This window comes from Streptomyces sp. CB09001, assembly GCF_003369795.1.
Taxonomy (GTDB): domain Bacteria; phylum Actinomycetota; class Actinomycetes; order Streptomycetales; family Streptomycetaceae; genus Streptomyces.
Genome location: NZ_CP026730.1, coordinates 6,805,990 through 6,819,963 on the forward strand (window position 1 = coordinate 6,805,990; position 13,974 = coordinate 6,819,963).

Sequence of the window (13,974 nt, forward strand, 5' to 3'; positions counted from 1 at the left end):
TGGGCGGGCTTCGGCATCATGTCAACGTTTTGACAGGACAAACCTGGCCTCGCCGGAGCGAATATCGCGAACAAAATTGCTGACAGTGTCATTTGGTCAGATCTACGTTCGACGGGCACTGGCCCAGGGAGGGCAACCATGCCGAACCAAGCCCGTCCGGGCACCGGGGAGCAGGCCAGACAGCTTGCGCTCGGGCAGCTGCGGCAGGCGATCCTGCACGGCGACATGGCGCCCGCACAGCGGCTGGTGGAGAACGAACTCGCCGAGCGGTTCGGCGTGACCCGGGCCAGTGTCCGGGCCGCGCTGATCGACCTGGAGTCCCAGGGGCTCGTCGAGCGCATCCGCAACCGCGGCTCGCGGGTGCGGGTGGTGACCGCGGAGGAGGCCGTCGCCATCACCGAGTGCCGCCTGGTCCTGGAAGGGCTCTGCGCGGCCAAGGCAGCCGCCGCCGTCGACGACGGACAGGTCGCCCAGCTGACGGAACTGGGCTCGGCGATGCGCAAGGCCGTGGCAGGAGGCGAACCGCTGACCTACTCGGACCTCAACCACGAACTCCACGCCCGGATCCGGGAGTTCTCCGGCCAGCTGACCGCCGTCGACCTGCTGGAGCGGCTCAACGCCCAACTGGTCCGGCACCGCTTCCACCTGGCGTTGCGCCCGGGGCGTCCGCAGCAGTCCCTGAACGAGCACCTGGCCATGATCGAGGCGATCGAGGCCAGGGACCCCCAGGCCGCCGAGGCGGCCGTCCGGGCCCACCTCACCAGTGTGATCGAGGCGCTGCGCGACTGACACTCGCACCCGGGGCAGGCAGCCGAGCCACGCCACCTGGGGCAGGCAGCCGAGCCACGCACCTGAGACAGGCGCCGAGGCGGGCGCCCCCCGTCCACCGAGGAGAAGCCGCCCATGACGTACGGCAACGCGCCCGCCGCCATCGCACCGGCCGCCTCGCGCGGGGAGAAGGTCACCATCGCGTGCCTGCCCTACGGCGAGCGCGGCGAGTCCGCCAGGCCTGGGGGCTGGAGACCATCGCGTCCTTCCACACCCACGGCACTCCGTCGGTCGCCTGACAGCGTCCCGGCTCCGGCACCGCGATCTTCCTCAGCAGCACCCGCGCCATGATCTACACGACTTCTCCTCCATGGTCTTCCTCGGCAGCATCGCGGCGCTGCGTACGGTTACCGCCGCCCGGCCGGCCGCAGGTCACCGCCCCCGGCGCGACAGCCATGCGGCCACCACCGCACCGGAGACGTTGTGCCACACGGAGAAGACCGCTGCGGGAAGCGCCGCCAGGGGGCTGAAGTGGGCGGTGGCCAGCGACGCGGCGAGGCCGGAGTTCTGCATGCCGACCTCGAAGGCCATGGCACGGCTGCCGGGCTCGCCCAGCCGGCCGAGGCGCCCCGCCCCGTAACCCAGGGCCAGACCGAGCCCGTTGTGCAGGACGACGGCGACGAACACCAGCCCCGCGGCCGACTTGATGGCGTCCGCGCTGCCCGCCACGACGACCGCCACGATCACGGCGATCGTCAGCGCGGACAGCCAGGGCAGCGCCGGAAGCGCCCGCCGCACGTACCGTCCCGCGAGCAGCCGTACGACGACGCCCGCGAGGACCGGCAGCAGCACCGTCTTGAGGATGTCGGTGACCATGGACCCGGCTTCCACCGGGAGGTACTCGCCGGCCAGCAGCAGCGTCAGCGGCGGGGTGACCAGTGGGGCGACCAGTGTGGAGACGGTCGCGACGGAGACCGACAGGGCGACGTCGCCGCGGGCCAGATAGGTCACCACGTTGGAGGCCGTACCGCTGGGCGCACAACCCACCAGGATGACGCCGGCGGCGAGCTGCGGCGGCAGGTCCAGCAGGTGGGCGATCGCCCAGCCGAGCCCCGGCATGATGACGTAGTGCGCGACCAGCCCGAGCGCCACCGCCCAGGGACGTTTCACGACTCCGCGGAAGTCCTCCGGGGTCATGGTGATGCCCATGCAGAACATCACGACACCCAGCAGATACGGCACCGCCTCGCTCCACCCGGTGAAACTCCCGGGGAGCAGCAGGCCGAGGGCGCCGGCCAGCAGGACGAGGACCGGGAAGACGGTCACGGCACGGCGCGCGGAGCGGTCGCCGGTGACGTCGTCGCCGGGGTGCTCGCGGTGTTCGGTTCTTTCGGTTCTTTCGGTTCGCACCGTGCGAATCAACGCCCGGAGGATGGCGTGACGCAAAGCCGTCTCGCGATGTGATCACCCCATCAGGTCCTCGGAGCGGGTGGTATCGACGGTCACGTGCTCGTCGCGGTTGTGCGAGTGCAACGGCGCCTCGACCTCACCGAGCGGCGGCGGTGCCCGGTGGCTCCACCCCGCCGCGCGCATGGGGTAGGCTTGACCGGCGCGATCATGGTGAACCCGGATCGCGCACCGGGACGTGGCGCAGCTTGGTAGCGCACTTGACTGGGGGTCAAGGGGTCGCAGGTTCAAATCCTGTCGTCCCGACTTTGCGAAGTCGCAGGTCAAGGGCCGTTTCAGAGAGATCTGAAACGGCCCTTTGATCATTTCTGAGGACTGTCCAGGACTGTCCGGGGTGTCCGGGACTGTCTGCGGATCGGCGCGCTCGACCGGGCTCCGGCGCACCGGCCGTGGGGCCCAGTACACCATCCGGCTCTTCGCCTCCGGTGCTCAGAGGGATGATCCGGTGCCCGAAACGCTGCCCGAAGAGCCCTTCCCGGAACGGCGTCGAACCAGGTACGTCAATAGGACGGCTGTGATTTTCCGGAAGGGCTCTTCTCCATGCGTACGCGACGTCCCGGCATGACATCCGAAGAGGATCGGGTCTCGGCACGCCCTGGCGTGCCCCTCCCCACCCAGGACGCGGGCCTGATGAGGGAGACCCCCGTGGCGTCGCTCTCGCCTGCCGCGCTCCACAACCTGCAGCGCGGCGCGGGTAATCGCGCCGTGGCGCGGATGGTGGGCGACGAGCGGCACCGGCAAGCTGCCGGCTCCGGCCACCGGACCGCTCCGTCCGCCGTGCAGCGCTCCGCCGCGCGTGATGCCGCGATGCCGGTGCAGCGGATGGCGGGGGGCCACACGGTCCAGCGCTGGCGCAATGGGCAAGTCGAGGACGTGAGTGCGAACGAGAGTGCCAAATACGGACGAGGCGCATGGACTCAGGTCGACAAGCAGACAAAACACAAGGTCAAGCACTACCTCATCGCCTGGAAGGACGATGCCACAGCGGTCGTCGGCGTAAAGGCGCAACTCAGCCCGTACAACGGGAAGCCGGCATACGGCGGAGGATTCCCGGCGCCCGCCGGCGGGACGAGCGAGATGTCCGAGCGCGACATGGACGGTGCGTGGCAGCGAAACGGAGATAGCACCCCTCCCGGCAACCTGATGAGGGACCACACCCTGCACCACGAGGTCGACCAGGAACTACTGCGTTCCTACCAGCTGACAGGCATCGGCCAGGAGCTGGCGACCGGGTCGGACGGGCGGAACGACTACAAGGTCTGGCACGGCACCGTCGCCCCCGTCGAGAACCCCGCGGGCATACCGCCGGGCGACCCCTCTTACCAGGAGAACGAACGCACAGTGGAGATCCGCGTCGACGATCTGCGGCGCCTGCGGATCACCGGCCGGTCGTCCACGCAGGAGGTGCTTCGCGCGGTCGCGGAACTCGCCGGCACTCCGCTGCCGGCCGAGGTGACGCGGGGCAGCCAGGCGGAGGTCTACCTCGCCCTGGACAACTTCCCGGTCCAGGAGTTGGCCAAGCAGCTGAGGGCCAGGATCGCTTGGATCGAGGAACAGGTCGAAGACGCCACGTCCCGGTCACGGGCCCTGGCCGGCGGCGGCCGATAGGGCACCCACGGGACCCCAGCCCGTCAACAACGGTGCTGGACGGCGGCTGCGGGGCGACGACGGTGACGAGGTGGACGCCGGGGAGGCCGGGGCGCCTTGACCGCCGGTGCCACGTTCCACCCGCGGTGTTGCGTCCGGTGGACCGGCGTGGCCCTCTTCTCCCGGCATCCCGGCATCCCGGCATCCCGGCATCCCGGCATCCCGGCATCCCGGCATCCCGGCATTCCGGCTTCTTCTTGGTGGGCGGACACCCTCTTGACGCCTCTTCGGTGCCGGTCGAGACTTCCCCAGTAATCCTAGTGATTAGGTAGGGAAACAACCGGGGAGAGCCATGACCGTCACACCGATCGTCCCTGCCCCCGCCTTCCGCGGCCGGATCGGCCGCGACCCGAGCAGCGGCCACTACGCCGTGCCGCGCCGCTACCGCCTCCACCTCTCACCCGGCCACGACGACTGTCTGGGCATCGCCGTCGTGCACCGCCTCCTCGGTCTGGACGAGATCTGTCCGGTGACCCTTCTGGCACCGCGCCCCGACTGTCCCGACGGCGGGTACTCCGACCTGCGCCCGCTGTACGAGGCGAGCGCGCACCACTACCGGGGGCCGGCCGTGGCACCGGTGCTCAGCGACGGCTGGTCCGGCCGCATCGTGAGCACACACGCGCGCGACATCATGCGCGACCTCGCCCGGTCCTTCACCCCGGCCGCCGGCCCGGCGCTGTATCCGCGCGGCGCGGAGGCGGCCGTCGCAGCCGTCGAGGAACTGTGCACCCGGGCCGCCGACCCCGCGGCGCTGCCCGGCGTGCTGGACGTCCTCGAGCGCCGCCTGTCCGAGCACTCCCACGTCGTCGGCGACCTGCTGACCGCCGCCGACGTCGAGGTGTGGGCGGCCCTCGTCCGGCTCGACACCCCGCTGCCCGCGGACGATCACCCCGCCCTGTGGACCCACGTCCGGCGTCTGACCGCCCACCCGGCCTTCGGCCGCCACCTCGTGGGCCGTCCCGCCTGAGCGGACAGGACACCCGGAAGTCGCCGTGTCCGCCGCCCCCCAGCGGCGGACACGGCGTGTGCCGCGGCGCGTCGCCCTCCCCCGAAGGCGGCGCGCCGCGGCCGGCCCCCGGCGCCGGTCTGTGGCCACGGCGCGCGGGTGCTTGTGAGCCGCGCGGTCACCAGTACATGACCGCCGTCTCGCCCGCACCCCACGAGGAGTACAGGCGCACCCGGACGACATAGCGGCGGCCCTTGACGAAACGGGCCCTGATCGTGGCGTTGCGGGAGGTTCCCCCGTCGTCCTGTCCGGCGAAGTAGCGGGGCACACCGTCCCGCTCCTCGAAGACGACGACGACGGCGTCACTGTCACCGAAGGTGCCCACGGTGTACTCGCGGGTCTCCGGCGGATCCACGCGGAAGTCGGCCTGCTCGCCGGGCCCGAGACCCAGCGGCACCGAGCGGAACGGCACCAGCGGACCGGGCCGGCCGGTGGGCGGGTACCAGCGCAGGGTGAACTCCTTGTCGGCGGCGGAGAGCGTACCGGGCGGGTGCAGGCCGGAGCGGTAGTGCTCGGGTTCCAGTATCAGTCCCGAGGAGAACGGGTACTCCATGATCGACTGCGGGTCCCAGACCGGGGCGTTGGCCTCGTCGCCGTCGAGCTTGCGCAGGATGTTGTGGAAGGTCCGCTCCCGGCTCCAGTGGTTGGGCGGGCCCGCCAGCTCGGCGTAGACCGCCTCGTCGTCCCACAGGATGCCCGCGAACGGGCTCTGGTGCTCGTGCAGCATGCCGAGCGCGTGCCCGATCTGGTGCAGGGCCGTCGCGCGCTCGCCCGGAGCGGTCAGGTCCCAGCCGAAGTTCATCGTACGGTCGTTCAGACCGACCCGGAGCGCGTCCTTGCCCACCGCCGACCAGGATCCGTCGCCGGGCTGGAAGCCGATGCGCAGCTCCGCCTCCGACCGGTCGCGGACCTCCACCAGATCGAGCCCGATGCCGAGGTCCCGCCACTCCCGGAAGCAGTCGCGCACCACGTCCCGCTGCTCCTCGGTCCCCGCCCACGAACCCCGGCGCGGCCGCCCGCTCCCCGGCATCGGGACCACCGAGGCGTCGGTGTCGCCGCCGAGGAAGCAGTAGTGCAGCACGGTTGCGTTGACCCACATCCGCTGCCCGCCGACGAGCGCGGCGACGCGCTCCACGGCCAGCCCCGGCGGAAGCACCGGGTCAGGCTGCTGCGCGAGCGAGCAGTAGCGTGCGGTCATGGCCCTCAGGGTGCCGTCCGGTCCGGCCCCGGCGCCTGAGTCGGGGGGTACTCAAGTCACCCTGTATCAGGGATGAGTATGCCGACTCATGTTGCCGTGACGACTTCTCTGCGGGACGCGAAGAGGCTGGAGACCCCCTGGCCGTTCACCGGGCGGGCGGACGAACTGGAGCTGGTGCGCAGGTCCGTGGCGGCCGGACGGGGCGGCCTCGTGGTGACCGGCCCGGCGGGAGCGGGCAAGACCAGGCTCGTGACGGAGGCCGTGCGCGGCACGGACCGCGCCCGCGCCGCCGGGACGCCCGAGACCCGGGACATCCCCTTCGCCGCCTTCGCCCACCTGCTGCCCGAGTCAGTCACCCTGCACCGCGCGGTACAACTCCTGTCCGACGTACGGCTGCTGCTGGTCGACGACGCGCACCTGCTCGACGCCGCCTCCGCCGCCCTCGTGCACCAGCTCGCCGTACACGGCCGCACCCGCCTCCTGGTCGTCGCCACCGACGGCGCCCCCGTGCCGGACGCCGTGTCCCGGCTCTGGTCCGGGGAGCTGCTGCCGCGCCTCGCCCTGCGACCGCTGCCCCGCGAGGAGACCGCCGACCTCCTCACGGCCGGCGCGGACACCGTCCTGGAGCCGCTCACCGTCGACCGCCTGCACCGCCTGTGCCGAGGGGACCTGCGGCTGCTGCGCGAACTGCTGACCGCCGTCCGCGAGAGCGGCCGGCTCGTGCCGGTGCCGGACACGGACCAGTGGGCGTGGCGCGGACCGGTGCCGGTCACCCCGGCGGTCCGCGAGCGCACCGCCCAGGTACTCGACCGCCCCCGCACCGAGGAGCGGGAGACGCTCGAACGCCTCGCCTTCGCCGAGCCGTTGTCCCTGGACCTGGACCGGGACCTGGACCGGGACGCGCTCGACGTACGGATCCTGGAGCACCTGGAAACCGAGGGACTGGTCACCGTCGACGACCACGGTGCCGGCCGTCTCGCGCACCCCCTGCACGGTCCGGTGCTGCGCGCCGCCGCGGGCCGGCTGCGGGCCCGCCGCCTGGCCCGCACTCCGGACCGGACCGGCCCCGCCCTGGAGGCGGAGCGGGCCGCCCTCGCCCTGCGCATCGAGCAGGCCGACGTACGGCCGACCGAGGCCCCCGTGGGGGAGTGGCTGGCTGCCGAGGGAGTACCGCTGCCGACCCGGTACGCGGCGCTGCGGGCCCGGTACGCCCGGTTGGGCGGGCGGCTGCGCGAGGCCGCCGCGTGGGCCCGCGAGGGCCTGCGGACCGACCGCGGCGATCCCGCCTGCCTCGGCGAACTCGCCCTCGCCCTCGCACAGTCGGGCGACGGACGACTCGACGTCGACGGGGCGGGCGTCGCCGCCGCCTGGGCCGCCGCCGCGCGCGGCGACCTCGACGAGGCGGTCCGGACGGTCGACCGGGGCGAGCCGTACGACGCGGTCAGGCTCGGCGCACCCGAGCGGGCGCCCGCCGCGCTGACCGGTGTCTTCGCCGTGCACGCCGACGCCCTCGCGCGCGAGGACGGGCCGACGCTGGACCGGGTCGCCGATGAGCTGGAGCGGTGTGGATTCCTGCTGTTCGCGGCCGAGGCGAGCGCCCAGGCGGTGGGCGCCCACCGCGACCCCCGGTCCGCCCGCACCGCCCGGACCCGGGCCGCCGCCCTCGCCCGGCGCTGCCAGGGCGCCCGCACCCCCGCACTGTCCGGCCTGGTGCTGGGCGAACTCACCGCCCGACAGCGGCAGATCGTCACCCTCGCCGCCGAGGGCCTGAGCAACCGGCAGATCGCGGAGCGGCTGACCCTCTCCGTCCGCACCGTCGGCAACCACCTCTACGGCGCCTACACCCGCCTCGGGGCGCGCGACCGCGGCGCCCTGCCGTGGCTCATGGAACTGCCCGAGTCCCAACCCGCCTGACCCGGCGGCCGGGTACCGGGTGGCGGGGTGGCGGGGTGGCGGGTCAGGCCGCCCCGAACGCCGAGAAGGCCCACCCCGTCGCCTGGTGCACCGCGTCGCCCGGCAGCGCGGCCCGCGCGTCGCGCAGCGCCTCCGCCAGGGACAGGCCGGCCTCCAGCCCCTTGTGCAGCGCGAGCATCAGCGGCACCACCGCGGCGTCGTTGACGGGCGCGGTGCACGCCACCACCCCGGCCGTGCCCAGCGGCAGCAGCGCGGTGACCAGGCCGAGCAGCTCGTCGGCGCCGACCGACGCGAAACGCGCCGTGTCGCAGCAGGGCAGGATGATCCGGTACGGGCTGCGGTCGAGCCGCTCGAAATCGTGCACGATGAGCGGCCCGTCGGCCATCCGCAGCGACGAGAACAACGGACTGTCCGCGCGGAAGGTCCCGTGCGCCGCGATGTGCGCCAACGCGGCGCCGTCCAGCTCCCGCAACACGCTGGGCACCCGTGCGTCGTCGCCCTCCAGCACGACGGTCCCGCCCCGTGCGGCGGCGGGGGCACCGGGACGCGCCCGCCGGCCGGCGTCGCCCTCCCGGCCGACGAGCTCCCCGCCCTCGCTGTCGACGAGCAGCGAAGCTCGCCTCCCGCCGCCGTCCGGCGCAGCCGTCTCCCGCCGCCCCCCAGGCTCCCACCCACCCCGCGGCGGCACCGCGAGCGCCCCGGCGGGCCGTCCGTGCTCGCCGAGGTACGCCCCGTCCTGGGACGGCACCGGGCGCGCTCCGGCCGGCTGCGCGTGTTCGCTGCGGTCCGGTCCGGCCTGTGGTGGTATCCGATGTGGTCCGGCGGGTTCACCGTGTTCCCGGTGGTGCGGCGGAGCCTGGGGCGGTGCCGGGGGCGTGTCGGTCGACTGTGCGTGGTTCCTGCGGTCCGGTCCGGGCTGTGGTGGTACTTGGTGTGGTCCGGCGGGATCCCCGCGGTCACCCGGCCGCCGCTCGCCCTGCGACGGAGCCTCGAGCGTGTCGGCAGCCGCCGTGCGTCCATCGCGCTCCCGTCCGCCGCCCGGTGGCGGCCGGCGTGCCCCCGCGTACCGCTCGGACAGCTCCGGCACCTCGGCGCCGCCGCTCGCCAGGCCGGGGCCGCGGACCAGGACCTGCCGGCCGCCGGGCGGCGGAGCGGTGTCCCTCGCCCGCAGCCAGCTGCTCGCCGACGGCGACACGCTGAGGACGCGTTCCCGCAGGACGGGCAGCAGCGCCCACGGCACCCGGTGCAGCCGGCCCGGCGGGACCACGACGACCGGACCGGAGCCGAGGTGGGCCGCGGCCGGTCCCAGCAGCAGGTGCTGCAGGCGGGCCCCGGCCGCCTCCACCAGGGGCAGCCGTGCCTCGGCACCGGGATGGGCCAGCCGTCGCAGACCGGCCTGAACGTGCTCGGCCTCCCGTTCCGCCTCGGCCAGCGGCCCGGCCTCGAAGCGCCGTACCCGGCCCTGCCCGCACAGCAGCACGTGCACCCGCCCGTCGAGCACCGCCAGCTCCACCAGCCGCACCTCGTCGCCCAGCCGCCGCAGCAGCCGCCCCACGTCGAACCGGTCGCCGTCGCCGGGCGCCGCACCCCGCATGTGCAGGGTGCGGGAGCGGATCTCCCGCTCCAGGCGCCGCTGTTCCCGCTCCAGCGCGGGAGCGGGCCGGCCGCCGTCCGTGCGGGCCTCCTCCGCGCGGGCGGCGAGTTCCCGGAACGCCGTCATGGCGGTCAGCAGCACCGGATCGGCCGGCGGCCGGGTCGGCGGCGCCGACAGCACCGTGGCCCGCCAGCGCTCGCTCCAGCCGAGCAGCCGCCGCGGCCCGCCCGAGACCAGCGAGGCCCGCTGCGCCAGCGCCGCCAGCTCCGCACCCTGTGCGGTGGCCCGGGCCCGCAGCTCCGAGGCGCCCAGCGTCATCCGGTGGTCGTCGAGGACGTCCAGACCGCGCCGGCAGGCCTCCAGCACGCCCCGCGCCGAGCCCGCCGCCCGGGCCCGCAGCGCCTGCGCCGCCCAGCCCGTCATCCGCGCCAGCGGCGGCCCGCTGTGCCGGCTGCGCGCGGCCACCGCCAGATGCCGTTCCGCGTCCGCGGTCCAGCCGAGGTCCAGCGCGATCCGGCCCGCCAGGAGGGACGCCTCCGGCGCGGCCGGCGCACCGAAGGCCGCCAGCCGCTCCGCCACCGCCGCAGCGTCCGCGACCAGCCGGCCCGAGCCGCGCCCCGTGGCGACCCGCGCCTCGATCAGCACCAGCCGGGCGTGCGTCTCGTACCAGGTGCGCCGCTGCCCGGCGAACAGCCGCACCGCGAGGGCCGCGCGCGCCAGCGCGGTCTGCGGCTCGTCCGCCAGCCGGGCCGCCCGCGCCGCCACCAGCAGCAACTCCGCCTTGCGGGTGGACTGCCCGCCGATCCCGTCCAGCGCCGCTACGGCTCCGTCCGCCTCCGCCAGCGCCTCGGTGGCGAGCCCCGCCGCCATCAGCACCTCGCAGCGCCGGATGGTGAGCATGAACGTCGGTGTGCCCAGCTTCGCGTACCGCTCCTCCGCCTCGTCGAGGAGCCGCAGTGCCGCGGGGACGTCACCCGACCGGAAGGCCGCCAGACCCCGGCTCTCCACCGCGTCGGCCTTGTCGTGCTCCTGGCCCGTGGTGTCCCACAGCGCCTCCGCCGCGGTGAAGTCGGCGTCCGCCCGTTCCACCGAGCCCAGCGCCAGGTGCACGGTCGCCCGCAGTGTCAGCGCCCGCGCCGTCCAGATCACGTCCTCCGCCTGCCGCAGCACCGGGATCGCCCGCCGTACGTCCTCCAGCGCCTCGCCGTGCCGGCCGAGGACCCACCACACGTACGCCCGCCGGAACAGCACCCGCGCGCGTGTGTGACCGCTCCCGCGCGCGACGCCCCGCTCGAACGCCTCCAGCCCCGCCCGGGTACGCCCGGCGTGCACCAGCGCGACCCCGAGCGTGGCCAGGACGTCCGCCTCCCGCTCGGCCGAGTCCGCGCGCGCGGCGAGGTCGCGGGCGCGCCGCAGATGGGCCAGGGCGCGCCGGGTGTCGCCGAAGTCCCGCTGCCAGATGCCGATCACCTGATGGGCGACCGAGGCGTGCAGCGGCGAGGGATCGGCGCCGAGCAACTCCTCCGCCCGCGTCAGCGCTTCGCCCGGGGCGGCGAACACCATCGGCAGCAGGTCGAGAACCGAGTCGTTTCGCGCTGTCACCCCACGGATGGTAGTGCTCCGGAACCACGTCACACAGGTTCGAGTCTGTATCAATCGGCCACCCCGGGACTCTGATTGACGACCGCTGCCACCACCGTGGTCACATCCGTGGTCACACCCGCGGTCACGCCCGGGGCCCCGGCCGTCGTCACCGCCACCGCCACAGTGGAGGACAAGCATGGCACCACAGCGATTCCGCGAGCAGTTCGACCAGATCCAGCGCTCGATGCCGGACGTCCCGCTGGCGATGGGCCCGGACGACTCCGCCGAGTTCTTCTACGAGAAGGGCGTCGTCCTCGCCCGCGACGGCGAGGAGGCCCGCATCGTCGAGGACACCGTGCGCGACCACTTCACCACGATGGCCGGACTCACCCCGGACCACGTGCGCCGCACGAGCCCCGAGTCCAACCGCACCGGCATCACCCGCATCCAGGTCGCCGACCCCGGCGAGGGCGCCCGCGACGGCGACCCCACCGTCGCCCACGCCCTGCGCTCCCTCAGAACGGCGGAGGGCCGCGCGGGCCGCCGGCTGATCAGCCGCAACCACGTCGTCTCCATCGCCGTCAACGCCTGCCCCGGCGACGAGCCGGTGCCCGTCCCGCTGAGCGAGCCGCCCAACCCGGCCGCCGACACGGCGGCCTACGACCCCGCGACCGCCGTCGGCGTCCTCGTCATCGACACCGGCCTCATGCACGACTACCGGTCCTATCCGCTGCTGGTCCACACCGAGGGCGACGCCCAGATCAGGGAGTGCGGCGACGACGGCGTCCTGTGCCAGTACGTCGGACACGGCACCTTCATCGCCGGGCTGGTCGCCGCCGTCGCGCCCAACACCCAGGTGACCGTACGCAACACCCTCAACGACGCGGGCGCGATCCTGGAGTCGGAGCTGGGCGAGAAGCTCTTCGAGGCCGTCGACCGCGGCGGCTGGCCCGAGGTCCTCAGCCTCTCCGCCGGCACCTCCAACGGCCGCACCGACGGCCTGCTCGGCGTCCACGCCTTCATGGAGGAACTCCGCGACCAGCGGACCCTGCTGGTCGCCGCCGCGGGCAACAACGCCAGCGCCACCCCCTTCTGGCCCGCCGCCTACGCCACCCTGCCCGGCTGGGAGGACTCGGTGCTGTCGATCGGGGCGCTGCGCTCCGACGGAGAGTTCGGCGCCTGCTTCAGCAACCACGGCGGCTGGGTGCGGGCCTACGCCCCCGGCGAGCGCCTCACCAGCGCCCTCACCGGCTTCGGGGCACCCGTGCCGTACGTCTACCAGCACTCCACCTACGACGCCTGCCGGTTCGGGTTCACCTATGCCTGCACCTGCCAGTACCCCCGGCACAACGGGGTGCTGAGCGAGCCGGGCGAGGCGCCCGCCAAGCCGGACCAGGTGATGTTCGAGGGGCACGCGCAGTGGAGCGGCACCTCCTTCGCCACTCCCGTGGTCGCGGGGATGGTCGCCTCCCGCATGACGGCGCACCAGGAGACCGACCCGCGCGCGGCCGGCCGGCGACTGCTCGCGGCCAACACCGAGTACGCGGAGGTGCGCGGGGCGCATGTGCCCGCGCTGCTGCCGCCCACCTGGCGCCCGGTCCCCGTCGACCCGTCGGAAGGCGGGTCGTGAACGGCCTGCTGGCGGTCGGAACCATCCACTCCACGGCGTACGATGGCAGGTCGTACACGAGGGGTGGGACCGTGGACCGTGCAGATGTCGGGGCGCTCGTCCAGTCGGCGGCCGACGGGGACGCGGCGGCCTGGAAGTCACTGGTGGACGGACTCGGCCCGCTCGTGTGGTCCGTGGCCAGGTCGCACGGGCTGTCCGACGCCGACGCGCACGAGGTGTACCAGACCGCCTGGTTCCGGTTCGCCCAGCACCTGGGGCGGATCCGGGAACCGGAGAAGACCGGCTCCTGGCTGGCGAGCACGGCACGGCACGAGTGCCTGAAGCTGCTCAAGGCCTCCAGGCGGTGGACGCCGACCGACGATCCGCAACTGCTGGACCGGCCGAGCGAGGACCGTACGCCGGAGGAGTCGGTGCTCGACTCCGAGGAGGCCGCCGCGCAGACCGAGCGCGTACGGCTGCTGTGGCAGGAGTTCGAGGAACTGGGCGAGCGATGCCGCCAGTTGCTGCGGGTGCTGATCTCCTCGCCACCGCCCAGTTATCAGGAGGTGTCCGCCGCGCTGGGTATCGCGGTGGGCAGCATCGGGCCGATGCGCCAGCGCTGTCTGCGCAGGCTGCGGGCCCGGCTGGAGGCACGGGGGACGAAATGAGCGATCTGAACGACGAGCACGACGGCCGCGACGAGCACGACGAGCACGACGGCTACGACGAGCGTGACGGGGAGCTGCACGACGGTCTCCTGGAGGAGGAGCTGCGGCAGGCCGCCGCGATCCTGGACCCGGTCCCGGCCGAGCTGCGGCGGATCGCCGTCGACGCCTTCGTCCTGCACGACCTGGACGCCCGCGTCGCCGAGCTGACCTTCGACTCGCTGGTGGACGGCATCCCCGTCCGGGGGGAGACGGACCCGCCGCGGATGCTGACCTTCCGCACGGACGCGGTGACCGTCGACGTCGAGGTGACCGCGGACGGCCTGATCGGCCAGCTGCTGCCGCCGGGCCCCGCCGGGATCGAGGTGCTCAGCGGCCCGCGGGCCCACGCGCGGCTGACGGCCGACGACATGGGCCGGTTCACCGGCGAGGCCCCGCCCGCCGGTCCGTTCGCACTGCGGCTGCGGACCGGCCGGGAGGTGGTCGTGACGGAGTGGCTGCGGGCCTGAGCGCGCCGCCCGC

11 protein-coding genes, 1 tRNA gene and 1 pseudogene are annotated in these 13,974 nt (G+C 73.9%); 9 read left to right on the top strand and 4 right to left on the bottom strand.

Going from position 1 to position 13,974, the window contains the following annotated elements:
- Positions 1-138: 138 nt before the first annotated feature.
- Positions 139-789: a GntR family transcriptional regulator gene (locus C4J65_RS31385; protein ID WP_115745465.1), complete on the top strand. Its 651-nt coding sequence runs from the start codon at positions 139-141 to the stop codon at positions 787-789.
- Positions 790-903: 114 nt separating this feature from the next.
- Positions 904-1,008: pseudogene (locus C4J65_RS36910) on the top strand (PIG-L family deacetylase); the annotation flags it as partial.
- 192 nt (positions 1,009-1,200) lie between these two features.
- On the opposite strand, the gene C4J65_RS31395 reads toward C4J65_RS36910, so the two are convergent.
- The gene (locus C4J65_RS31395; protein ID WP_115745466.1) at positions 1,201-2,178 is read right to left on the bottom strand and encodes a bile acid:sodium symporter family protein; all 978 of its coding nucleotides are present in this window, start codon (positions 2,176-2,178) and stop codon (positions 1,201-1,203) included.
- Between the two features lie 54 nt (positions 2,179-2,232).
- A complete protein-coding gene (locus tag C4J65_RS37130; RefSeq protein ID WP_275898177.1) occupies positions 2,233-2,361 on the bottom strand; it encodes a hypothetical protein in 129 nt (42 codons plus the stop codon).
- 46 nt (positions 2,362-2,407) lie between these two features.
- Here C4J65_RS37130 and C4J65_RS31400 point away from each other — a divergent pair.
- The 3 genes from C4J65_RS31400 to C4J65_RS31410 all read left to right on the top strand — a co-directional run bounded on the left by C4J65_RS31400 (position 2,408) and on the right by C4J65_RS31410 (position 4,849).
- Positions 2,408-2,481, top strand: a tRNA-Pro gene (locus C4J65_RS31400).
- A 399-nt stretch (positions 2,482-2,880) separates the two neighbouring features.
- Complete coding sequence (locus C4J65_RS31405) at positions 2,881-3,843, top strand: hypothetical protein (protein WP_162833439.1); 963 nt, start codon at positions 2,881-2,883, stop codon at positions 3,841-3,843.
- Positions 3,844-4,174: 331 nt separating this feature from the next.
- The gene (locus C4J65_RS31410; protein ID WP_115745468.1) at positions 4,175-4,849 is read left to right on the top strand and encodes a glutathione S-transferase C-terminal domain-containing protein; all 675 of its coding nucleotides are present in this window, start codon (positions 4,175-4,177) and stop codon (positions 4,847-4,849) included.
- A gap of 157 nt (positions 4,850-5,006) precedes the next feature.
- Here C4J65_RS31410 and C4J65_RS31415 read toward each other — a convergent pair whose 3' ends face one another.
- A complete protein-coding gene (locus C4J65_RS31415; RefSeq protein ID WP_115745469.1) occupies positions 5,007-6,086 on the bottom strand; it encodes a hypothetical protein in 1,080 nt (359 codons plus the stop codon).
- Positions 6,087-6,158: 72 nt separating this feature from the next.
- On the opposite strand from C4J65_RS31415, the gene C4J65_RS31420 reads away from it, so the two are divergent.
- Positions 6,159-8,000 (top strand): LuxR family transcriptional regulator, encoded by a 1,842-nt coding sequence (locus tag C4J65_RS31420; protein ID WP_162833440.1) that lies wholly within the window; start codon positions 6,159-6,161, stop codon positions 7,998-8,000.
- 43 nt (positions 8,001-8,043) lie between these two features.
- On the opposite strand, the gene C4J65_RS31425 is transcribed toward C4J65_RS31420, so the two are convergent.
- Positions 8,044-11,196, bottom strand: coding sequence for a CHAT domain-containing protein (locus tag C4J65_RS31425; RefSeq protein ID WP_240330561.1), 3,153 nt, complete (start codon positions 11,194-11,196; stop codon positions 8,044-8,046).
- 178 nt (positions 11,197-11,374) lie between these two features.
- Here C4J65_RS31425 and C4J65_RS31430 point away from each other — a divergent pair, with 178 nt between their 5' ends.
- The 3 genes from C4J65_RS31430 to C4J65_RS31440 all read left to right on the top strand — a co-directional run bounded on the left by C4J65_RS31430 (position 11,375) and on the right by C4J65_RS31440 (position 13,961).
- Positions 11,375-12,808, top strand: coding sequence for a S8/S53 family peptidase (locus C4J65_RS31430; protein ID WP_115745472.1), 1,434 nt, complete (start codon positions 11,375-11,377; stop codon positions 12,806-12,808).
- Between the two features lie 71 nt (positions 12,809-12,879).
- Positions 12,880-13,455 (top strand): sigma-70 family RNA polymerase sigma factor, encoded by a 576-nt coding sequence (locus C4J65_RS31435; protein WP_115746718.1) that lies wholly within the window; start codon positions 12,880-12,882, stop codon positions 13,453-13,455.
- Complete coding sequence (locus C4J65_RS31440) at positions 13,452-13,961, top strand: hypothetical protein (protein ID WP_115745473.1); 510 nt, start codon at positions 13,452-13,454, stop codon at positions 13,959-13,961. Before C4J65_RS31435 ends, C4J65_RS31440 begins: the two co-directional genes overlap by 4 nt.
- Positions 13,962-13,974 lie beyond the last annotated feature (13 nt).